A 21,109-nucleotide genomic window follows, 5' to 3' on the forward strand; every position below is an offset into this window, starting at 1 on the left:
TCAGGCGAAACGATACATGGTGACCGCCACGCCGTCCGGCACGCCTTCGCTGTCCGCCCCGATCAGGACGAAACCGTCGGCCCGCGCCGCAGCCGCCAATCCCGGCCAGCCGGGCGAACCCACCGGCTCCACCCTGCCCCCGTCGTCCAGCCGGACCCGGTGCAGGTCGACACAGCCGATCTCCGAAACCAGCTTGCGCGCGGTCACCGCCCGAACCGTGGCATGGGGCAGCCCGGCGGGCAAGCCGGCGGCACGTCGCACCGCGCGTCCGGCCAGCAGCTCGTAAGCCGCCAGCGCCGCCATCGGTTCGCCCGGAACCAGCAGCACGGGAACGCCGCCTGAAGTTCCCAGCCCGGCACTGCCGCCCGGCCGCATGGCGATGCCGTGAAGGTCCAGGCTGCCGGCCTTCGCCAGGGCGGGAGGCGCCACATCGTCCGGGCCGGTGCCGGTGCGTCCGGCCGACAGGATCAGGTCGGCGCCGGGCCGGGTGAAGCCATCGGCCAGCGCGTCCATGTCGGCGGGCACCAGAACGACCGCCTCGACATCGCCGCCGTCGCGCCGGACCAGCGCGGCCAGCATGTCGCCCAACTGCTCCGGCGCGCCGGCCTTGGGACCGCCGGCCAGAAGGATGCGCACCCGCGGCGCCGGCAGGACCGGCAGGTCGCGGTGCCCGGCGGCGGCGAGCAGGCCGAGGTCGGCGGGGCGCAGGCGCCGGCCGGCCGGCCACAGCGGGCTTCCGGCCGTCATCCAGGCGCCCCGGCGCTCCACCCCGCTGCCGGGTGCCACGGCATCGACCGCCTCGACGAAGGGGCCGGCGACCTGCGCCGATTCATAGGGGATCACCGAGTCGCAGCCCGGCGGCAGCGGATCGCCGGCCACCACCGCAACTGCGCCCGCCAGCGGCACCGGATTGTAGGATCCTGCACCCAGCGTATCGGCCGCCGCCACGGCATAGCCGTCCGTCGCGGCCCGGTCGGCCGGCGGCCAATCCCCCAGCGCCGCGACCGCCTCCGCCAGCACCAGACCGGCGCAATCCGCCAGCGGCAAAGGCCGGGCGGATTGCGGGGCAGACGGCGGGGTGGCTCGGCCGTCGATCCAGGTCCAGGCGGCATCCAGGGTCGACCGGCGGGAGAAGCCGCGGCTGCGGACATCATTGAACGGCGGGGCGGTCACAGCACCGGCACCGTGGCGTCCTGCACGCGGTTGCGGCCGGCGCGCTTGGCACGATAGAGCAGCTGGTCGGCCATCTCCGCCAGCCGTTCCGGGCTGCCGGCGGCGGACGGAATCACCGTGGCGACGCCGAGGCTGATGGTGACATAGGGGGCGACGGGCGACTGGGCATGCGGGATGCGCCGTTCGGCCACCCCGGCCCGGAAGCCTTCGGCGACGCGGGTGGCGCCGGGACCGTCGGTCTCCGGCAGCAGGCAGACGAACTCCTCTCCGCCATAGCGGGCGACGAGGTCGCTCGGCCGCCTCGCCCGGTCCGACAGCACCTCGGCCACCACGCGCAGGCATTCGTCGCCGACCTGATGGCCGTACTGGTCGTTGTAGGCCTTGAAATGATCGACATCGAGGATGATGAGCGACAGCGGCTGGTGCGAACGGGCGCAGCGCCGCCATTCGCGGGTCATCGCTTCGTCGAAGCGCCGGCGGTTGGCGATGCCGGTCAGCCCGTCCAGGAAGGACAGGCTGCGCAGCAGATCGGTCTGGCGTTTCAGCAGCAGGTGGTTGCGCACCCGCGCCTTCACGATGGGCGGGCTGATCGGCTTGGTTATGAAGTCGATGGCCCCGACCTCCAGCCCGCGGGTCTCGTCCTCCACCTCGCTCTTGGCGGAGATGAAGATGACGGGGATGTCGTGGGTGGCCGGGTCGGCCTTGATGCGGCGGCACACCTCGAAGCCGTCCATCCCCGGCATCATGATGTCCAGCAGGACAAGGTCGGGCATACGCGCCTGGACGAGATCCAGCGCCTTGTCGCCGTCGGTGGCGAAATAGATGTCGTAATCGTCCTTCAGGATGCGGCTGAGCACATGGACGTTGGACGGGATGTCGTCGACCACCAGTATCTTCGGGCGGGATTCGGCCATGGGCGCGTTCAGACCATCGGTAACGAAAGGCCGAGGTCCCGCGCGATCCGCCGCACGATCCCAAGCGCCCTGATGAAATCCAGACCGTCGATGGCGGATGAGAGCCCCTTCATCGTCGAGGGCTCGACCGAATCCGTCAGCAACGGTGCCAGCATAGCGAACTCTTCTGCGGCTGCGAAGTTGCTCTCATGCAACAATGTTGCGAACTGCGGCAATCGCCCGGCCAATTCCTTGCGGCTTTCCGCCGACCGGCCGGAATCGCCGCCGCTCCCCGCATTCCCGGAGCCTGCAGCCTCCGCCGCCAGCCGGTCGGCACTTTCCAGCACCAGGGCCAGTTCGGCATGCAGCACCGGCAGCTGGGCATCGGCCGCGGCGGCATCGCCCCGCTGCACGGCGATCTGCACCGCGTCGGCGGCAGCGGACAGGCGCACCGCCCCGACATTGCCGGCGACGCTCTTCAGTTCATGCGCGATGCCCTTGGCCGTCGTCAGGTCGCCGGAGCCCAGCGCCGCCGAAATCCGGTCGGCGACATCGCCGTAGCCCGACGCGAACTGGCCGATGAAGCGGCGGAGCAGCTCGGTATCGCCGCCAAGCCGGTTGAGCGCGTCTGCCAGATCGATGCCCGGCAAGTCGCCTGGCAGATCCCCTGCCGAGCGGTCCGAGACCGCTGCAGGCAGCATGGCGATGCCGGGGGAGGCCGCTGCGGTCAGCATGGTCTGGCCACGCGAGGGGATCGGTCCGGCAGCGCAGGGCGTGCACGGCCGGATCGTCACCAGCGGCGGCCCGATCCAGCGGGTCAGCGTGGCGAACAGTTGCGGCAGGTCGAGCGGCTTGGGCACATGGGCGTCCATTCCGTTGTCCAGGCAGCGCTGGCGGTCGGCGGGCAGGGCGCTGGCGGTCATCGCGATGATCGGCAGATTTCGTCCGCCCGGCAGCGCACGGATCGCCGCGGTCGCCGCGAACCCGTCCATGTCCGGCATCTGCACGTCCAGCAGCACCGCGTCGAAGGGCTGATCGGCCGCGCGCACGCAGTCCGCCGCTTGCCGGCCGGTGGCGGCCACGGTGACGACCGCCCCCGCCCGCTCCAGGATCTCGCGCGCCACCTGCTGGCTGATGGCATTGTCGTCGGCCAGCAGCAGCCGGCGGCCGTGCAGCGCCCGGCTGGCATCCCAGGCCGCTCCGGAAAGCCCTCCATCCGGCCGGCCGCCGCCCCCCGCTTCGAATCGCAGCATGGGATAGGCCGGGTCCGGAATGGAGGCGGGCAGGCGGACGCCCTCGCCGTCCGGCGCCGTCCGGGCATAGGCGATGGTGACGGCGTCGAGCAGGGTGGAGGCAGTGACCGGCTTCACCAGGAAACCGGCGGCACCGGCTTCCTCGAAACGGGCGCCCAGCCGGTCGCGGCCATAGCCGCTGATGACGATGATCATCGGGGTGCCGGCGCGGGCATCGACACGGATGCGGCGCGCCGCCTCGATGCCGTCCATCCCCGGCATCTTCCAGTCCATCAACACGACGTCATAGGGGTTGCCGGCCGCCGCCGCCCGCTCCAGCTCGTCGATGGCGGCCTGTCCGTCGGCGCAGGCGGTCACCGCCCAGCCGAAGGCGGCGGCGATCTCGCTCAGCACCTCGCGCGCGGTGGCATTGTCGTCGACAACCAGCACCGTCAGGTCGCGCGGAACCTGACGCGGCAGCCGTCCAGCCGGCCCGGCCGCGAACCCGCCCCCCGCACCGCTCCCGGCATGAAGCCCGAACTCCGCATGGAAGCGGAAGACGCTGCCCTTGCCCGGCTCGCTCTCCACCTCCATGGCGCCCTTCATCAGACGGACCAGCCGCGCGCAGATGGCCAGCCCCAACCCGGTGCCGCCGAAGCGCCGGGTGGTGGAGCTGTCGCCCTGGCTGAAGGCCTGGAACAGCCGGTCGCGCTGCTCCGGCGCGATGCCGATGCCGGTGTCGCGCACGGCGAAGTCCAGCACGGCGCGGTCGTTGGACAGCGAGCGGACCCTGACCGCCACCACCACCTCGCCGGTCTCGGTGAACTTGATGGCGTTTCCGGCGAGGTTGATCAGGATCTGCTGCAGGCGCAGCGGGTCGCCGATCAGGTCCAGCGGCACGTCCGGCGCCACGGAGAACAGGACGTCGATGTCCTTTTCCTGCGCGGCGGAGCCGACGATCACCGCCAGCGTCTGCAGCAGGTCGTCCAGGCGGAAAGCGACCTGCTCCAGTTCCAGCTTGCCGGCCTCCACCTTGGAGAAGTCGAGGATGTCGTTCAGGATGCCCAGAAGCGACTGCGCCGACACCCGCACCTTGTGCACGTAGTCGGCCTGCCGGTCGGTCAGCTCCGTCTGCTGAAGCAGGTGGATCAGCCCGAGGATCGCGTTCATCGGCGTGCGAATCTCGTGGCTCATGTTGGCCAGGAACTCGCTCTTGGCGCGGCTCGCCGCCTCCGCCGCCAGCCGGGCGCGCTGCATCGCCGCCTCCGCCCGCTTGCGCTCGGCGATCTCGTGGAAGACCACCACCGCACCCTCCACCCTGCCGTCGGCCAGCATGGGCGAGGCGGTGTATTCCACCAGGAAGGGCTTTCCCGCCTTGGTCCAGTAGGTGTCCTCCAGCCCGCGCCGGGTTTCCCCGCTCAGCAGCACCGCGGTCACCGGACACTCCAGCGCCGGGAAGGGCGAACCATCGGCGCGGCGGGAATGGATCAGCGCATGCAGGCTGCCGCCCAGAAGCTCTTCGTTGGCATAGCCGGTCAGCACCGAGGTGGCGGGGTTGGCGAAGGTGATCCGCCCCTCGCGGTCGATGCCGCAGATGCTGTCGGACGCGGAATGAAGGATCAGGTTCAGGCGGCGGTTGGCGTTGGCGAAGGCCTCGTTGGCGGACTCCAGTTCCCGCTTCTTGGCGTCGAGTTCCGCATTGGTGTCGGCCAGCCGGTTGCGGCCGGCCACCTCGCGCTCCAGACTGCGAAGGGCGGCATAGGCCAGGCCGGCGCAGGCCAGCACCGCCAGCCCGACCAGGATGCTGCCGCGGATCGACCGTTCCCGCCACGCCGCCAGCTCCGTCCGCTCCGACAAGGCGACGAAGACGACCAGCGGCAGGGTCGGCACCCGCTGATAGGACAGGACGCGCAGTTCTCCCGGCACCGGCCCTTCCACCTCGAAGGTCTCGGTGGCGGCGTCGATGGAATGGCGCAGCACGATCCTGCCGTCCGGCCCGTCCAGCGGCTCGCTGTCGGGGAAGCGCAGCACCGGCTTGCCGTCGGTGCGGTAGACCGCGACCGCCGAACCGGCGCCGAGATCGAGGCCTTCGTAAAGCTGGCGGTAATAGCCGAGGTCGATGTTGGCGTGGATGACCCCCAGGAAGCGGCCATCCTGCAGGACCGGCCGGCTGACCGTGAAGGACTGCGCACCGGTCAACCTGCCGGTGATCCGCTCACCGACATGGAACTCGGCGCCATCGCGGTGGACCTGGAAATAGGTTCGGTCGGCGACGTTGCCGCGCGGCACCGGAAACTGCCGGCTGGACAGGACGTTGTCGCCGGTGGAGCCATGGACCCACAGGGCCGCGATCTCCGGCAGATTGTCCACCATGTCGCGGACGGTTATCCATGCCTCGCGGTTGGTGTCCAGCCCCGACATGCCATAGCGGTCGATGAGATCCTGGGTGCGCCGGATGGCGAGATCGGCGGTCGCGACCGTCCGCCGCACATGTTCCTGCATGAGCCGCGCCGACGCCTGCGCCTGCTCCTGCGCATGGCGCAACGTCTCGGTCCGGTCGGCCCGGACCACATAGCCCCAGAATCCGATTCCCAACAAGGCGATCAGCGAAAAGGCGGCGGCAAGCAGCATGCGGGTGCGGGTGGGCGACAGGGCAGTTGCCGCAGCTTCGATCGCGTTTCTGTCCATCATTGCCGAACCGTCGCCGCATCGCTGCCGTCGACCGGCGCCCGCCGCCAGCCTTTCCGCCTACATCGGCCGGAGTATGGTCTGGCGTGCTCCGTGACCGCAAGCAACTTGATGGGCGCAAGTGTTACGATGGGGGCATCCGGCGCTTGCGGGGGACCCCGACGGTACAGCCCCCCTTGCTCCGCCTGCCTTCGCGCGCGGCCGGGGACATCGTACCCCATATTTGTCATGCCGCTCTTTCCGCTCCCGCCCCGTTGAAAGCGCCCGACCGATGGCCGACCGCCGCCTCGCTCCCGTCAAGCATCTTCCAACCACCCTGTCGGGCGCCGGCCTGCTGGCTCTGGCGGCCTGCATCATCCCGGCCGCGACGGCGCTGGCACAGGCGGCGATGACGGGGCCGGTGCGGACGGACCCGATGCAGACGGTCGGCGCCGAGGTGCATGTGCGGATGGAAACGCTGCCCAAGCCCTACGCCACGCCCGCCGTCGCCAACGAGGCGGTGCTGGTGCCGCGTCCCGCCGACCGGCCGCTGCGGGCGCCGCGCGGCTTCACCGTCACCCTGTTCCGTGACGGGGTGGAGAATGCGCGCAACCTGCTGGTCCTGCCGAACGGCGACGTTCTGGTTGCCCAGCAGAGGCCCGGCACCCTGACCCTGCTGCGCGATGGCGATAGCAACGGCCATGCGGAAATGGCCCGGATCTGGGCGGAGGGCTTCGATCATCCCTTCGGGCTCGCCTTCCATGACGGGGCGGTGCTGGTCGGCGACCTGGACGGGGTGTGGCGGCTGCCCTGGACGGCCGGGACCGCGCAGGCGGGGGAGCGGCGGCGGCTGACCCCCGAGGGCGCCTTCGGCAAGCGCGGCGGCCACAACACCCGCTCCGTCGTGGTGGCGCCGGACGGCCGGCATTTCTACGTCGGCATCGGGTCGGAGGGGAACATCGCGGTGGAGCCGGAACCGCGCGCCACCATCCAGGAATTCCGCATCGACGGCAGTGGCCAGCGCCTGTTTGCAGCCGGATTGCGCAACCCCGTCGGCCTCGCCTTCAAGCCGGGCACGAACGACCTCTATGCCGTGGTGAACGAGCGCGACGGGCTGGGCGACCAGCTGGTCCCCGATTTCCTGACCGCGGTGACCCCCGGCGGATTCTATGGCTGGCCCTATTCCTACATCGGCGCGAACCCGCAGCCGGACCTGGCGGGGCAACGGCCCGATCTGGTCAAGGCGGCGCTGGTGCCGGGGCTGCTGTTCCAGGCCCATTCCGCGCCGATCGGCCTGGTCTTCGGCGACGCCACCCATTTCCCGGAGCGCTACCGCATGGGCGCCTTCGTGGCTCTGCACGGGTCATGGAACCGGTCCCGCCCCACCGGATACGCCATCGCCTTCGTGCCCTTCGACAGCGCCCCCTTCGACAAGAACCGCCCGACCGGCACCTATGAGACCTTCGTCACCGGCTTCCGCATCGACAGCCGGTCGGGCGGCGACGAGACCCCGCGGGTCTGGGGCCGGCCGAGCGGGCTGGCGATTTCCGCCGACGGCGCCCTGCTGATCGCCGAGGACGCCTCCGGCACGGTCTGGCGGGTGGCCTATGCCGCGGCCGACCGCGAGCCGGAGCCGGCCGCGAAGCCCTGACCGTGCCGCGGCCCGTTCAGCAGCACTCGTCCTCAAGCTGGCGCAACATCGCCAGCCCTTCCTCGTCGTCATGCTCCTCGAACAGGTCGGCGATGTAATAGATGTTGGAGCAGAGCAGGCACAGCCCGTCGGCCTGTCGCTTCAGCGGGTCCTCGGCGACCGCCAGCTTGGCGCGGAACCGCTCCCAGAAGGCGTTGGTCTTGGCCGGATCGTCGATGTGCATGTAAAGCCGTTCGACGATGCGGCGGCTGTTGCCCTCGCAGTCGATTCCCTTGAACGAGACGTAACGGTCGGGCGCGTCGATGCTGTCCACGGGATGCGGCCTCCTGATGCCGGTTGCCAGGGGTGGGGAACATGGCACCGATGCTTCCCCGCCCGCGACCCTGCCTGCAAGCCGCGCTGCACCAGCGGCATCCGGCCTGCGCGAACGGTGGAATTGCTGCGTGAATGGAGACGGCTAAAGCGCCAGCCGCTTCTTCAATGTCTCGGCCCGGTTGCGGCTGACCGGCACGCGGGGGGCGCCGGGGGCGGCCATGACGAAGGCGGCGCGGCCGTCCTGCCGTTCCACCGCGCGGGCATGGCGCAGGTTGACGATGTAGCCGCGATGGGTGCGCACGAAGGACCGGGCGTCGAGCCGCGCCTCCAGCTCCGACAGGGGCAGGCCGCAGAAGAAGGCGCCGTCGACGGTGTGGACCGTGGTGTAATGGCCGTCGGCCTGCAGATAGACGGCATCCGCCGGGTCGAGCAGGACAATGCCCTGCCCTTTTTCCACCGGCAGCTTGACCAGGGGTTCGGGCTGCGGGAGCGGACCATCGGCATCGGCCGTCGCCGCCCGCCCCGCCTCCATCAGCATCAATGCGGTGACCGCACTCCCATCCGCCACGGTCGCGGCGGGCGCCAGCGCGGTCGCCTTCACCACCAGAACCCGGCCGGGCAGCGCCACCATCATCGAACAGGCGGAGGCGGGAGCGGCCGGATCGCCGGCCGCGGCCAGCAGCAGTTCCACCTTGGCCCGGTGCGAGGGCGGGTGCAGGTCGTGCAGATAGGCGCCGACCAGCCCGGCCGCCCGTTGCCCCAGCAGCCGCACCGCTGCCGGATTCAGGGCCAGCACCCGCCGTGCGCTGTCCAGCAGCACCAGCCCGACGTCCATGTTCTGCAACGCATAGTCCATGGACGCCCACTATAGCGGTGAATCAGTCCTGGCTCTCGCCTTTCCGCCGGCTGCCCTGCACCAGGGCGGCGACGACGCCGTGGAAGGTGCGCACCTCCTGCTCGGTCATCTCCATGCGCTCGAAGGCGTTGCGCAGCGTGCGGACCATCGACGGGCGCTTTTCCTCGCTGGTGAAGAAGCCGGTGCGGTCCAGCGCCGCCTCCAGCCGTTCGAAGAAGTTCACCCGCTCCGCCATCGTCGCCGGGCGGGTCTGTCCGGTGTGCAGGAAGCGGTCGGGCGTGCGGTCGCCGGCCTGGAACCACTCGTAGCCGATCAGCAGCACCGCCTGCGCGAGGTTGAGCGAGGAAAAGGCCGGGTTCAGCGGCACCGTCACCAGCGTCTGGGCGAAGGTCAAATCGTCGTTGACCAGCCCGGTACGCTCCGGCCCGAACATGGCGCCGACCTTCTGCCCGGCGGCATAGCGCTCCCGCATCTCGCCCGCTGCGACGCGCGGGGTGACGAAGCGCTGGATCATGTCGCGGGTGCGCACCGTGGTGGCATAGACCGCCTCCAGGTCGGCGACCGCCTCGGCCGTCGTCTCGAAGATCTTGGCGTTGTCGATCACGAGGTCGGCGCCCGATGCGGCGGCACTCGCCTTCGGGTTGGGCCAGCCGTCGCGCGGCTTGACGAGGCGCAGGTCGGTCAGCCCGCAATTCAGCATCGCGCGCGCACAGGCGCCGATGTTCTCGCCGAGCTGCGGCTGCACCAGGATGACGGCGGGGCCGCCAAGGATGGACTCACGCGTGGGGTTCTGGCCGGAGGTCATGGGAACGATTGTGGTTGAACGACAGAGCGGTGAAGACGGCCTGCTCGCCGCCTATTCCTGCTGCTCCGCCTTCTCCGCCTCGACCTTCACCGGGCCGCCGTCGATGGCGGTCAGGCGCTTCTTCAGGTCGGAGACGTCGGCGAACAGGCGCTTCAGGCGGGCGAGGCCCTTGTATTGTTCGAAGGCGCGGGCGCGGGGCACGGCGGGATAGCCCATCCACACCGACTTCGGCGGGATGTCCATGCCGACGCCGGAATTGGCGGCCACCACCGCGTCGCTGCCGATCTTCACATGGTCGGCAACGCCCACCTTGCCGGCCAGCACCACGCGGTCGCCGATCACCGTGCTGCCGGCGACGCCGACATGGCCGCACAGCATGCAGTTGGTGCCGACCTGGACGTTGTGGCCGATCTGGACGAGGTTGTCGATCTTGGTGCCGTTGCCGATGCGGGTGGCGGTGACGGTGCCGCGGTCGATGGTGGCGCCGGCGCCGATCTCGACATCGTCGCCCAGAATCACCGTGCCGATGGAATTCACCCGGCGGATCAGCACATTGGTGCCGACGACGCGGCCGGTGGTCTTGGCCGATTCGACGCTGCCCGGCTCCGGCGTGACGAAGCTGAAGCCGTCATTGCCGACGGCGGCGTTGGGATGGATGATGCAGCGCGCGCCCATCTCCACCCGTTCGCCGATGCGGGCGCCGGGATGGAGCAGGCAGCCGTCGCCGATCACCGCGTCGGCACCGACGGTGACGTGCGGCAGGACGATGGCGCCGGCCCCGATGCGGGCGCGCGGACCGATATAGGCGAAGGGGGCGATGGAGGCATCCGGCGCCACGACGGCGTCGGGCGCGACATAGGCCTGCGGCGACACCCCCGGTTCGGCATGGACCGGCTTCTCGAAGATGTCGAGCATCCCGGCCATGGCATAGCGCGGGCGCTTCACCACGATGCGGTTTTCGATGCCGTCCGGCACCTCGACCCCCTCGGCGACCACGGCGGCGACCGCCTTGCTGCCGGGCAGCAGGGCCAGCAGGTCCTTGTCCATCGCCAGCGCCAGATCTTCCGGCCCCTCGGCCTCCGACGGGTGGACGGCGCGGCGGATCGGGAGGGAGCCGTCGCCCTCGATCCGGGCGTCCAGCGCTTCGGCGATCTCGGCCAGGGTGCGGGGGGCCTGGGTCGGGTGGAGCTGGGTCGGATAGGGCTGGGTCATGGGAAAGCACCGGTGTCAGTGTGTTCACGAGCCGCCCTGCCGGACAGCGCGGCGGACCCTAACACGGGCGTCCGGCGGATGGCGAGGTGTCAGAATGCGGCCCCGGCCTGCGCATCTCCCGTCTGCCCGCCCTTGGCACCCGGACGCAGCCAGCCCTTCACCCGCTCCTTCACCCGCCGCAGCAGCGGCTGGCGCGCCTGAACCGCGTAGTATTTGCGCACCGTCTCCAGGATCTCCCAGGTGCCGGTGAAGCCCATCGGCAGGACCAGCGCGTCGCCGGCCCGGTATTCCCGCGGGACCCCGCCTTCGGGCGTGATGATGACGCGGCCGGACAGCAGGACGCAGAACTCGTGGTACGGCCAGTCCTTCATCGCCACGGTGCCCGGCGTGCACTGCCACACCCCCGACTTGAAGCGGCCATGATCGCCGTCGAACAGGTTGCGGTGAATCTCCTGCGGCTGGCCGGACAGGATGGCGCCGAAGACCGCCGGCTTGCCGATTTCGTCATCGGCGATGCGGCGGCTTTCGATGGGCACGGGGGTGAAGTCGGGCATCGGCTCTCCCGGTCGGAAGGGGTGGACGTCGAAGGGATGAACGGTCGGCGGCGCCCCAGCGCAACAGCACAAGCCCCCGAAGGTTCCCAGCGGGATCGAAAAAATCAGCCGCCCAGATTGACGATCTCCACCCGCCGGTTGGCCGCCGCCTTCGGTTCGCCGGGCAGCAGCAGGTCCCGTGCGCCCATGCCCGATGCCTCCAGCCGGTCGCGGCGGATATGGTGGCGCGAGGCCAGATACTCGACCACCGCCGCCGCCCGCCGCCTGGACAAGGCGAGGTTGGCCGCATCGCCGCCGACGGCGTCTGTATGGCCGACGATGCGGAAGCGCGTGTTGCCTGCCGTCGTCATCACCGCGGCCACCCTGTCCAGGATCGCCCGCGACTCCGGCTTGATGCCGGCGGAGTTGAAGTCGAACTCCACCCGGAAGGCGGCGCGCAGTTCCGGCGCCGGCAGGGCGGCGGGCCCCGGCAGCGGCGGCAGCGCCACCGGTCCGGGAGGAGCGGCAGCGCTTGCCGGCGGCGGAGCGGCGGGGCGCTGCATCGCCACCGGCGGGCAGTTCGGGCCGGTGGTGCCGAGCAGTGCCGCCTGAATCTCGCATTCGCTGGGGTTCGGTCCCATCGGCATCGCCGGGTTCGGCAACCCCTGAGCGCCTGCCCCGAGCGGCAGAACCAGCCAGACACAAGCACCGAGCATCAGGCCGAGCCGCGTGGCGGCATTGCGGCTCCGCCGCATGGCCGCATTGTTCGGACTGCGGACGGTGGTGTCACATTGCCCGTGGAACAGTCCTGCGTGCATCTGTACGATCCCGGTCCGTATCTTTCGTGTAGGGCGCTTGGGAGGAAACAAGCATGAAATCGCTGAAGGCTCTGCTCGCCGGCATCGCGCTGGCCGCGCTGACGGTTCCCGCCGTGCTGGCCGGTTCTGCGACCGCTGCCGACTACAAGGCGGAGTACAAGCTTTCCACCGTTCTGGGCAAGCCTTTCCCCTGGGGCATCGGCGGTGACCGCTGGGCCGAACTGGTCAAGGAGAAGACCAACGGCCGCATCAACATCAAGATGTATCCCGGCACCTCGCTGGTGAACGGCGACCAGACCAAGGAATTCACCGCGCTCCGCCAGGGCACCATCGACATGGCGGTCGGCTCCACCATCAACTGGTCGCCGCAGGTGAAGGAGCTGAACCTGTTCTCCCTGCCCTTCCTGATGCCCGACCACAAGGCGCTGGACGCCCTGACCAAGGGCGAGGTGGGGAAGAAGCTGTTCGACCTGCTCGCCACCAAGGACGTGGTGCCGCTGGCCTGGGGCGAGAACGGCTTCCGCGAGATCTCCAACTCCAAGCACCCGATCCGCACCCCGGCCGACCTGAAGGGGCTGAAGATCCGCGTCGTCGGCTCGCCGCTCTACCTCGACACCTTCTCGGCGCTGGGCGCCAACCCGACGCAGATGAGCTGGGCCGACGCGCAGCCCGCGCTGTCCACCGGCGCCGTCGACGGCCAGGAGAACCCGCTGACCATCTTCGTCGCCGCCAAGCTGGCGACGCTGGGCCAGAAGAACCTGACCCTGTGGGGCTATGTCGCCGACCCGCTGATCTTCGTGGTCAACAAGGAGGTGTGGGCGAGCTGGTCGAAGGAAGACCAGGAGGCGGTGCGCGCCGCCGCCGTCCAGGCCGCGGCCGAAGAGGTCGCCCTCTCCCGCAAGGGCATCACCGCCGAGGACGACAGCCTGCTGAAGGACATCGCCGCCCAGGGCGTCGAGGTCGTCCGCCTGACGCCTGACCAGCAGAAGGCCTTCCAGACCGCGACCCAGCCTGTCTTCGACAAGTGGACCAAGCAGATCGGCCCCGATCTGGTGAAGGCGGCCCAGACGGCCATTGCGGAACGGAAGTAGGCATTCCTCGCCCGCATATCGAATAGCGGCGCCCTTCTGGGCGCCGTTTTTCATGGCCGCAAGGCACTTGCTTGTGATGCTTGACCGTGCGGTTTACGCTACAATTCCCCTCGACTTGCCTGATGGTTTGCGGAGCGGGCGCGTATGACGTCGGAAATGCTGCTGGCGCTGTTCTGCATCGGCGCCACCCTGCTGTTCCTGGCGGTCCGGCGTGGGTTGATCCTTCGCACCGACCAGGAAATCCGCCGCACCGGCGCGATCCTGGTGGCGGAACGCGACGCGCTGGAACGCCAGGCCAACGAGCTGGAATCCATGCAGGCCGACATCGATGCGATGAAGGCCAAACTGGTCGAGCTGTCGACCGACAAGCTGGTCCTCAGCCGCCGCGGCGGCAAGCGAGCCGCGGCATCGCGCCGCTTCATCCACGAGATCGGCCGGCCGGAGCCGGGCCGAAAATGCTTCGTCTTCCGGCTGGCGATGGCGCCGGGCTTCGTCGCCCAGCCCGACGCCAAGGCGGTGGTCCATCCCGCCATCTGGCAATTCGAGAATGTGGCGCAGGTTTGGGCCGCCGATTTCGCCGCCGCCCAGATGCTGACCCGCAGCATTTTCCATGAAGGCGTCGGCGTGACGGTTTCCGGCGAAGATGCCGAGGAAGACGCCGTTGCGGGAGCCGCCGCGCCATGACCATCCTCTGGGTGCTGGGGGCGGTCGCCAGCCTGGGCGCCGGCGTGGTGGGAGAACGGTTCCTCGGCATCCGCGCCCGCCGCCAGTCGCAGAAGTTGGCCGCCTTGAAGGAGCGGCTGGACGTCTACGCCAACTACGCCAAGCTCGCCGCCGTCCGCCGGGCGGAGACGGAGGAAACACTGGCCGGCCTGCGCCGCGAGGTGGCGGAGGTGGAGGGCGAGATCCTGTCCCTGCAATCGGCCGTGACCGACGAGGCCGCGCTTGCGCCGATGGAATTCTACTCCGTCGACCGCGTCGCCCGCTCCGGCGGCCCGCTGTGGTATGTCGCGGTGGAGGCGCTGGACGCCACCGCCCCATGGTCGGGCGTGCGCCACTACGCCGTCGCCGCCGACACCGCGGAGGACGCGCGCAAGCGGATCGTCGAACGCTATCCCTCGCCGTCTTCCTTCGCCATCTCCCCCGCCGCGCAGCTGGTGCTGCCGGAGCGTTGAGGGCAATCGTGCTGGAGAGTGGTCGGCTGACGATGCCCCCTCCCCATCCCTCCCCCGCTATCGGACCGACCTTCGGTCGGCCGAGGCGGGAGAGGGGGCCTTACGGAAAAGCGGCGGCAGTCCCCTCCACCGCCGAAGGCGGGGGAGGGTTAGGGAGGGGGCAAAACGCCAACGAGATTCCAAGAAAAAAGGGGCGCCCCAACCGGAGCGCCCCCTCTTCCATCAACCGCAGATCACGCGTTGTTCATGCGGTTGTCGATCAGGTCCGTCACCACGCCCGGATCGGCCAGCGTGGAGGTGTCGCCCAGGCTGTCATGCTCGTTCGCGGCGATCTTGCGCAGGATGCGGCGCATGATCTTGCCCGAACGGGTCTTCGGCAGGCCGGGAGCCCACTGGATCAGGTCGGGCGAGGCGATCGGGCCGATCTCCTTGCGGACCCAGGCGACCAGTTCCTTGCGCAGCTCTTCCGTCGGGGTCTCGCCGGCGTTCAGCGTGACATAGGCGTAGATGCCCTGGCCCTTCAGGTCGTGCGGATAGCCGACGACCGCGGCCTCGGCGACCTTCGGGTGGGCGACCAGCGCGCTTTCGACCTCGGCGGTGCCCATGCGGTGGCCGGACACGTTGATGACGTCGTCGACGCGGCCGGTGATCCAGTAATAGCCGTCGGCGTCGCGGCGGCAGCCGTCACCGGTGAAGTACTTGCCCGGGAAGGTCGAGAAGTAGGTCTGGACGAAACGCTCGTGGTCGCCGAACACCGTGCGCATCATGCCGGGCCATGCGTCGGCGATGCAGAGGTTGCCCTCGGTCTCGCCTTCCAGGATCTGGCCTTCGTTGTCGACGACGACCGGCTGGACACCGAAGAACGGCTTGGTCGCCGAGCCCGGCTTCTGGCCGATGGCGCCGATCAGCGGGGTGATCAGGATACCGCCGGTCTCCGTCTGCCACCAGGTGTCGACGATCGGGCAGCGGGCATCGCCGACCACATTGTAGTACCACAGCCAGGCTTCCGGATTGATCGGCTCGCCGACCGAACCCAGGACGCGGAGCGAGGCGCGCGAGGTCTTCTTCACCGGGCCTTCGCCCTCGCGCATCAGCGAGCGGATGGCGGTGGGGGCGGTGTAGAAGATGTTGACCTTGTGCTTGTCGATGACCTGCCAGAAGCGCGAGGAGTCCGGATAGGTGGGCACGCCTTCGAACATCAGCGTTGTCGCGCCGTTGGCGAGCGGGCCGTAGACGATGTAGCTGTGGCCGGTGACCCAGCCCACGTCGGCCGTGCACCAGTAGACCTCGCCGTCCTTGTAGTCGAAGACATACTGGTGGGTCATCGACGCATAGACGAGATAGCCGCCGGTGGTGTGCAGCACGCCCTTCGGCTTGCCGGTCGAACCGGAGGTGTAGAGGATGAACAGCGGATCCTCGGCGCTCATCTCCTCCGGCGGGCAGTCGGCGGAGACGCTGTCCATCTCTTCATGATACCAGAGGTCGCGACCCTCGGTCCATGCGACGGTGCCGCCGGTGTGCTTGACGACCAGCACATGCTTGACCGTCGGCGCGCCGGCCACTGCCTTGTCGGCGTTGGCCTTCAGCGGCACCTTGCGGCCGCCGCGCAGGCCCTCGTCGGAGGTGATGACGAAATGGCTGTCGCAGTCGACGATGCGGTCCTTCAGGCTGTCGGGCGAGAAGCCGCCGAAGACGATGGAGTGGACGGCACCGATGCGGGTGCAGGCCAGCATCGCATAGGCCGCCTCCGGGATCATCGGCAGGTAGATGGTGACGCGGTCGCCCTTCTTGACGCCGTTCTTCTTCAGGACATTGGCGAGACGGCAGACCTTCTCGTGCAGTTCCTTGTAGGTGATGGCCTTGGAGACGCCGGGGTCGTCGCCTTCGAACAGGATGGCGGTCTGGTCGCCGCGGGTCGCCAGGTGACGGTCGATGCAGTTGGCCGAAACATTCAGCGTGCCGTCATAGAACCAGCGGATGTGAACGTCGTCGTTGAAATTGACGTCCTTTACCTTGCTGTAGGGCTTGATCCAGTCGAGCCGCTTGCCCTGCTCGCCCCAGAAGGCCTCGGGGTCCTTGACCGACTGCTCGTACATGCGGGCATAGGCTTCCGCATTCACGTGGGCGGTCGCCGCGATCTCGGGCTTCACCGGAAACAAGCTGTTATCGGTCATGAGTGCGATTCCCCCGTGGTGCTTCCGAGTTGGCCGGAAGATGTTGCAGGGCGGCGGGCCGCCGCCCGGAATTGAGCGGCATTATCCACACATGTTGCGGGACTAACAAGCAAATCGGCCCCCGCAGGCCCCCCGACCAAAGGAGGATTGTGTCGCTGATTTTGCAGCGCGAGACTGTTTCTTCCCCAAGCATACCCAGGCATTTCAGGGCACGCAGGATCCGGCGCCGGTCGGGTCCGGAGCACGGCCCCATCTTGCCGCGACCATCCGCCGCGCCGCGCTGCACACTGCATCGTGATCGCTCTGTAACGGAAGTTCGCTTGCTTAACCCGACCTTAACCGGGTGGCCGCTATAGAGTTGCTGCACTACGGTAACGATCATCGGCGGCAAGGATCGCAATGCCCAGCACCACGAACGCGGACGATCTTCCCGAAGCCGGCGACCGCAGCGACCGCCTCGCCGGTCTGGCCGACCGCACCAGCCTGATGGCCATCGACGCCACGCTGCGCGCGCTCGGCGCCCCCCTCAACGCGAACTCCGCCGTCAGCGTGGCGGACATCGCCCGGCGCATGAAGCAGGCGACCAGCGACTTCCGCGCCGCGATGCAGGAGGCGGCGGAGTAGGTTTTTCCATTAAGTGCAAGGCGTGTCGGCTGACGATGCCCCCACCTAGCCTCCCCCGCTCTCAGCGGACCTACGGTCCGCCTGCCGCGTCAGCACAAAGCAGAGCTTTGTGCGAGAGCTGGGCGGGGGAGGAACTGCCGCCGCCCTTCCAAACAAGCGCTTGTCCCCTCCCCCGCCCAGCGGGGGAGGGTTAGGGTGGGGGCAAGTGTCACCTCAGTTCCTCACGGCCCCTCAGGCCGGCACCCCGACCCCCGCCAGATCGCACACCCGCGCCCATTCCTCCTCGCTGACCGGGCAGACCGACAGGCGGGACTGGCGGACCAGAGCCATCGACTGCAGCAGCGGGTCGGCCTTGATCTGCTTCAACGTCACGGGCGTCTTCACCGGCATCACCGGGGCGACGTCGACCATGCCGAAGCGGCCGGACTCGTCGCTGGGGTCCGGGTAATAGGTGCGGACGATCTCGACGATGCCGACGATCTCCAGCCCTTCGTTGGAGTGATAGAAGAAGGCGCGGTCGCCCACCTCCATTGCCTTCAGATTGTTGGACGCCTGGTAATTGCGCACCCCGTCCCAATGGGTCCGGCCGTCGGCGACCATGCGGTCCCACGAATATTTGAACGGCTCGGACTTCAGCAGCCAGTAGGCCATCGCCGGCACTCTCCCGCTCAGGCCTTGGGGTAGACGCGGCGCCAGGGCCGGATCGTCACGCTGTCGAACAGGCCGGCCTTGGCATAGGGGTCGCCGGCGGCGAACGCCTGCGCGGCGGCGGCATCGGCGCACTCGACGATCAGCAGGCTGCCGACCATGCCGCTCTGGTCGTCCGACAGCAGCGGGCCGGCGGCGAAGATGCGGTCGGCGTTGGCCTCCAGATAAGCCAGATGCTCTGCGCGGTTGGCGGCGCGGACGTCGGCGGCACCCGCCTTGTCGACGCAATGGAACATGAACAGCATGCGGTCCCCTCCTCCATTCGGTGGAGCGGGAGCCTAGCGCAGGGGACGGCGGCGGGAAAGCGCCGCCTGCAGCGTCACGCCACCACGCGCGGACGCCGCGGCGGCGCCTTGCCGCGGCCCTTGCCGCCTTTGCAGGGGGAATAACCGCCGGGCGCGATGCGGCCCAGGCTGATGCCGGTGCCCTCGATCTCGCCGAAGCCGCGCAGCCCCATCTCCTGCGTCGCGGCCAGCGCGATGCGGCCGCAGGCTTCGGCATCGCTGCCGGCACGGTGGTGGTCGAGCGCGATGCCCAGGAAGTCGGCCAGATGGTTCAGCCGGTGCCCGGTCAGCGTCGGCCAGGCACGGCGGGCCAGCACGACCGTGCAGAGATAGTCGCAGGCCGGCCAATCGAGCCCGTAGTCGGTCAGGGTATGGCGCAGCACGCTGAGGTCGAAGGCGGCATTGTGCGCCAGGATCAGCCGGCCCTGCACCCGCTCGCGCAAGGCCGCCCACACCTCCGGGAATTCGGGCGCTCCGGCCACGTCCTCCGCCCGAATGCCGTGGATGGCGCTGTTGAAGGAATTGAAGCGCAGCTCGCGCGGGCGGATCAGATGCTCTTCCGTCGCGGTTACACGGCCGTTCTCGATCCAGGCGACGCCGATGGAGCAGGCGCTGGTGCGGGCCTCGTTGGCGGTTTCGAAATCGATGGCGACGGCGTGGCCGGTGATGACGGTCATTGATGTCCGATTTGCAAGCGGGTCAGAGGCGGAGAATGCCGGCGAGATCCTCGGGCAGCGCCTCTTCCGCCGCCAGCACCCGCAGCTTCAGCAGGCTGGCGACCGCCATGGCATCGGTGATGGCGCCGGCCAGCACCATGTCGATCACCTCGGCGAAGGGCACGCGGCGAACCGCCAGCACCTCGGTCTCGTCGGGAGCGGACTCGCCCTGCTCCAGACCCCAGGCGACGAAGGTATGGGCGACCTCGTCGGTGATGCAGTTGGACAGGTGAAGCTTCATCAGCGGCATCCAGCGCCGCGCCGTCAGGCCGGTTTCCTCGCGCAGCTCGCGCGCCGCCGATTCCTGCGGCTCCACCCCCTTGCGCCCGCCGCCTTCCGGAATTTCCCAGCTGTATTGCTTCAGCGGGAACCGGTACTGGCCGACCAGGGTCACCGTGCCGTCGTCGTGGACCGGCACCACGCCGGTGGCGAGGCTGCGGGGATGGACGACGCCGTAGATGCCGGGAGCGCCCTTCGGGGTCAGAACCTTATGTTCGACCACCTCCATCCAGGCATTCTCGTACTTCGTCGTGCTGGTCAGCACGGTCCAGGGATTGCCGGTGGACTCACCGGTTTCGATCGGCACGCGAGGCCCCCTCCGTCGGTTGCGACGGGAGTATAGGGAGACGGCCCCGCGCTCGCAATGGCCGCACCACAGCAGGTCACAGACAAAAAAAGATAAAATTTTCCAACAATTGGGGAAAACGAAGTCAAAATAGTTAAATAATGGTTTCTTGACAGACAAATCGACCGCACTTACTTCTAAATCGCGACGGCAAGAGGCGCGGTCATACTCCGAAAGGGTGAGGCAGAAGCCCGCCCATTGACCTGGAAAGGGCAGCTACGTGGCTCCGCAGTTTAATCCACAGGATTTGGAGCGGTGGCAAAACCCCGACTGGCGTATTCGTTTGGCCGCCTGGTGGGAAGGGTATGACCTGTCCCGGCTGCCCCGCGTTACGAACCGGTCTGCCCTGCGTAACTCGATGGACGACCGCAGGCACGGGCCGGTCAATGCGGTGGGCGCCGGCCTTTCCGCTCCCCTGCCCACTCCGGGCGATCCGCTTCCATCCGGTTCGGCGGCCGGCGGCAATCCGGAGCTGGACCGGCTGGCGTCGATGCAGCTCGACCGCCACGGCGAACCCGTCTGGTCGCCGGCACGCAGCGAGGGGGCACAGCTTCTGTGGGGCCAGGACATGACCGGGCCGGAGGAAGCGGCGTGGATGATCGACTCCGTCCGCTCCTTCGGGCTGAACCCGGCCAAGAGCGTGCTGGACCTTTCGGCCGGCCTCGGCGGGACAGCCCGCGCCCTGGTGGAGAGCTGCGACACCTGGGTGACGGGGCTGGAACCGTCGCCGCTGCTGGCGAAGCTGGCGATGGACCGCTCCAAGGCGCTGGGAGTGTCGAAGAAGGCGCCGGTCGCCCATTACGACCCGGAGCATTTCAACCAGGCCGGCAGCTTCGACCTCGTCATGGCCGACCGCATCGTCCACCGGGTGCGCGACAAGGAACTGTTCCTGGACCGGGTCGGCGACTGCGTGAAGCCCAAGGGCGGCATTGCCCTGTTCGATTACGTGATCGACGGCGCCCCCGGCTCCTGGGATGCCTGGAACGCTTGGCGGGAGGAGGAGCCGATGGAGGTCTATCCCTGGACCGCCACCCGCATGGCGGACGAGTTGACGCAACGCAACCTCGACCTGCGCATTTCCGAGGATCTGACCCAGCTGCACCGCCGCCACATCATCGACCGGGTGCGCAAGCTGGCAGACACGCTGGCCGCCGCAGTTCCGCCGGCACCGGTGCTGGCGGCGCTGAAGCGCGAGCTTGCCCTGTGGTGGGCGCGGCTGCGCGTGCTGGGCAGCGGCCTGCGCTTCGTCCGCTATGTGGCGATGAAGCCGGCGTGAGGCGCCGGAGCAGACTCCCCTAATGTTCATATGAGTAAAGAAAGCATCCGCCGGCACGGCATAGGATGATCGATGGAGCCTGTCCGAATGCCGGCCGGAGGATGGGTACGGCGCGATGCTCCATGACCATGCCCATGCTTCCGCTTTCTTCGAGCCATGCGTTTGATCTGCCCCGGCCACGCCCTACATCTTGCCTGCATGACGCGCGGGCGCCGTTGCGGCCGCCCCAGTCTTTTGGGCGGCCCATGACGTCCTTTTGACCGTCATCACCTGGACCGTAA

The 21,109-nt window shown here is 68.9% G+C and carries 20 protein-coding genes; 6 read left to right on the forward strand and 14 right to left on the reverse strand.

Features of this window, described 5'->3' with window-relative positions; genetic code table 11:
• From AZOLI_RS10950 to AZOLI_RS10960, 3 genes are read right to left on the reverse strand one after another with little or no spacing between them, the layout of a single operon-like run.
• Positions 1 to 1,173 (reverse strand): molybdopterin-binding protein, encoded by a 1,173-nt coding sequence (locus tag AZOLI_RS10950; protein WP_014248700.1) that lies wholly within the window; start codon positions 1,171 to 1,173, stop codon positions 1 to 3.
• Positions 1,170 to 2,087: a diguanylate cyclase domain-containing protein gene (locus tag AZOLI_RS10955; RefSeq protein WP_014248701.1), complete on the reverse strand. Its 918-nt coding sequence runs from the start codon at positions 2,085 to 2,087 to the stop codon at positions 1,170 to 1,172. The genes AZOLI_RS10950 and AZOLI_RS10955 overlap by 4 nt, the downstream gene beginning before the upstream one ends.
• A gap of 8 nt (positions 2,088 to 2,095) precedes the next feature.
• Positions 2,096 to 5,989, reverse strand: coding sequence for a response regulator (locus tag AZOLI_RS10960; protein WP_014248702.1), 3,894 nt, complete (start codon positions 5,987 to 5,989; stop codon positions 2,096 to 2,098).
• A gap of 268 nt (positions 5,990 to 6,257) precedes the next feature.
• On the opposite strand from AZOLI_RS10960, the gene AZOLI_RS10965 reads away from it, so the two are divergent.
• Positions 6,258 to 7,616: a PQQ-dependent sugar dehydrogenase gene (locus AZOLI_RS10965; RefSeq protein WP_014248703.1), complete on the forward strand. Its 1,359-nt coding sequence runs from the start codon at positions 6,258 to 6,260 to the stop codon at positions 7,614 to 7,616.
• A gap of 16 nt (positions 7,617 to 7,632) precedes the next feature.
• Here the strand turns inward: AZOLI_RS10965 and cowN are convergent, their stop codons facing one another.
• From cowN to AZOLI_RS10995, 6 genes are all read right to left on the reverse strand, one after another.
• Positions 7,633 to 7,929: a N(2)-fixation sustaining protein CowN gene (gene cowN, locus AZOLI_RS10970; protein WP_014248704.1), complete on the reverse strand. Its 297-nt coding sequence runs from the start codon at positions 7,927 to 7,929 to the stop codon at positions 7,633 to 7,635.
• 144 nt (positions 7,930 to 8,073) lie between these two features.
• Positions 8,074 to 8,787, reverse strand: coding sequence for a LytTR family DNA-binding domain-containing protein (locus AZOLI_RS10975; RefSeq protein WP_014248705.1), 714 nt, complete (start codon positions 8,785 to 8,787; stop codon positions 8,074 to 8,076).
• Positions 8,788 to 8,809: 22 nt separating this feature from the next.
• Positions 8,810 to 9,592 carry an RNA methyltransferase gene (locus tag AZOLI_RS10980; RefSeq protein ID WP_014248706.1) on the reverse strand — a complete coding sequence of 261 codons (783 nt, stop codon included), beginning with the start codon at positions 9,590 to 9,592 and terminating at the stop codon, positions 8,810 to 8,812.
• Between the two features lie 51 nt (positions 9,593 to 9,643).
• Positions 9,644 to 10,804, reverse strand: coding sequence for a UDP-3-O-(3-hydroxymyristoyl)glucosamine N-acyltransferase (gene lpxD / locus AZOLI_RS10985; RefSeq protein ID WP_014248707.1), 1,161 nt, complete (start codon positions 10,802 to 10,804; stop codon positions 9,644 to 9,646).
• 89 nt (positions 10,805 to 10,893) lie between these two features.
• Positions 10,894 to 11,358: a cupin domain-containing protein gene (locus AZOLI_RS10990; RefSeq protein WP_014248708.1), complete on the reverse strand. Its 465-nt coding sequence runs from the start codon at positions 11,356 to 11,358 to the stop codon at positions 10,894 to 10,896.
• 104 nt (positions 11,359 to 11,462) lie between these two features.
• Positions 11,463 to 12,155 (reverse strand): OmpA family protein, encoded by a 693-nt coding sequence (locus tag AZOLI_RS10995; protein ID WP_014248709.1) that lies wholly within the window; start codon positions 12,153 to 12,155, stop codon positions 11,463 to 11,465.
• A 53-nt stretch (positions 12,156 to 12,208) separates the two neighbouring features.
• Here AZOLI_RS10995 and AZOLI_RS11000 point away from each other — a divergent pair, with 53 nt between their 5' ends.
• The 3 genes from AZOLI_RS11000 (at position 12,209) to AZOLI_RS11010 (ending at position 14,421) form a co-directional block, all read left to right on the forward strand.
• Positions 12,209 to 13,246, forward strand: coding sequence for a DctP family TRAP transporter solute-binding subunit (locus AZOLI_RS11000; protein WP_014248710.1), 1,038 nt, complete (start codon positions 12,209 to 12,211; stop codon positions 13,244 to 13,246).
• Between the two features lie 144 nt (positions 13,247 to 13,390).
• A complete protein-coding gene (locus tag AZOLI_RS11005) occupies positions 13,391 to 13,930 on the forward strand; it encodes a hypothetical protein (protein ID WP_014248711.1) in 540 nt (179 codons plus the stop codon).
• Positions 13,927 to 14,421 (forward strand): hypothetical protein, encoded by a 495-nt coding sequence (locus tag AZOLI_RS11010; RefSeq protein ID WP_014248712.1) that lies wholly within the window; start codon positions 13,927 to 13,929, stop codon positions 14,419 to 14,421. Before AZOLI_RS11005 ends, AZOLI_RS11010 begins: the two co-directional genes overlap by 4 nt.
• A gap of 233 nt (positions 14,422 to 14,654) precedes the next feature.
• On the opposite strand, the gene acs is transcribed toward AZOLI_RS11010, so the two are convergent.
• Positions 14,655 to 16,595, reverse strand: coding sequence for an acetate--CoA ligase (acs, locus tag AZOLI_RS11015; RefSeq protein ID WP_014248713.1), 1,941 nt, complete (start codon positions 16,593 to 16,595; stop codon positions 14,655 to 14,657).
• A 399-nt stretch (positions 16,596 to 16,994) separates the two neighbouring features.
• Between acs and AZOLI_RS11020 the strand changes: the two genes are divergently transcribed.
• Positions 16,995 to 17,219 carry a hypothetical protein gene (locus AZOLI_RS11020; RefSeq protein WP_014248714.1) on the forward strand — a complete coding sequence of 75 codons (225 nt, stop codon included), beginning with the start codon at positions 16,995 to 16,997 and terminating at the stop codon, positions 17,217 to 17,219.
• A 231-nt stretch (positions 17,220 to 17,450) separates the two neighbouring features.
• On the opposite strand, the gene AZOLI_RS11025 is transcribed toward AZOLI_RS11020, so the two are convergent.
• From AZOLI_RS11025 to AZOLI_RS11040, 4 genes are all read right to left on the reverse strand, one after another.
• Positions 17,451 to 17,870, reverse strand: a complete 420-nt coding sequence (locus tag AZOLI_RS11025; RefSeq protein ID WP_014248715.1) for an EVE domain-containing protein — start codon at positions 17,868 to 17,870, stop codon at positions 17,451 to 17,453.
• Between the two features lie 17 nt (positions 17,871 to 17,887).
• Positions 17,888 to 18,172, reverse strand: coding sequence for a YciI family protein (locus AZOLI_RS11030; RefSeq protein ID WP_014248716.1), 285 nt, complete (start codon positions 18,170 to 18,172; stop codon positions 17,888 to 17,890).
• A 74-nt stretch (positions 18,173 to 18,246) separates the two neighbouring features.
• The gene (locus tag AZOLI_RS11035) at positions 18,247 to 18,888 is read right to left on the reverse strand and encodes a 3'-5' exonuclease (RefSeq protein WP_014248717.1); all 642 of its coding nucleotides are present in this window, start codon (positions 18,886 to 18,888) and stop codon (positions 18,247 to 18,249) included.
• A 22-nt stretch (positions 18,889 to 18,910) separates the two neighbouring features.
• Positions 18,911 to 19,513 (reverse strand): NUDIX domain-containing protein, encoded by a 603-nt coding sequence (locus tag AZOLI_RS11040; RefSeq protein WP_014248718.1) that lies wholly within the window; start codon positions 19,511 to 19,513, stop codon positions 18,911 to 18,913.
• Positions 19,514 to 19,910: 397 nt separating this feature from the next.
• On the opposite strand from AZOLI_RS11040, the gene AZOLI_RS11045 reads away from it, so the two are divergent.
• On the forward strand, positions 19,911 to 20,828 hold the full coding sequence (locus AZOLI_RS11045; RefSeq protein ID WP_014248719.1) for a class I SAM-dependent methyltransferase: 918 nt from the start codon (positions 19,911 to 19,913) through the stop codon (positions 20,826 to 20,828).
• Positions 20,829 to 21,109: the final 281 nt, after the last annotated feature.

It is taken from the genome of Azospirillum lipoferum 4B (genome assembly GCF_000283655.1).
Classification (GTDB): domain Bacteria; phylum Pseudomonadota; class Alphaproteobacteria; order Azospirillales; family Azospirillaceae; genus Azospirillum; species Azospirillum lipoferum_C.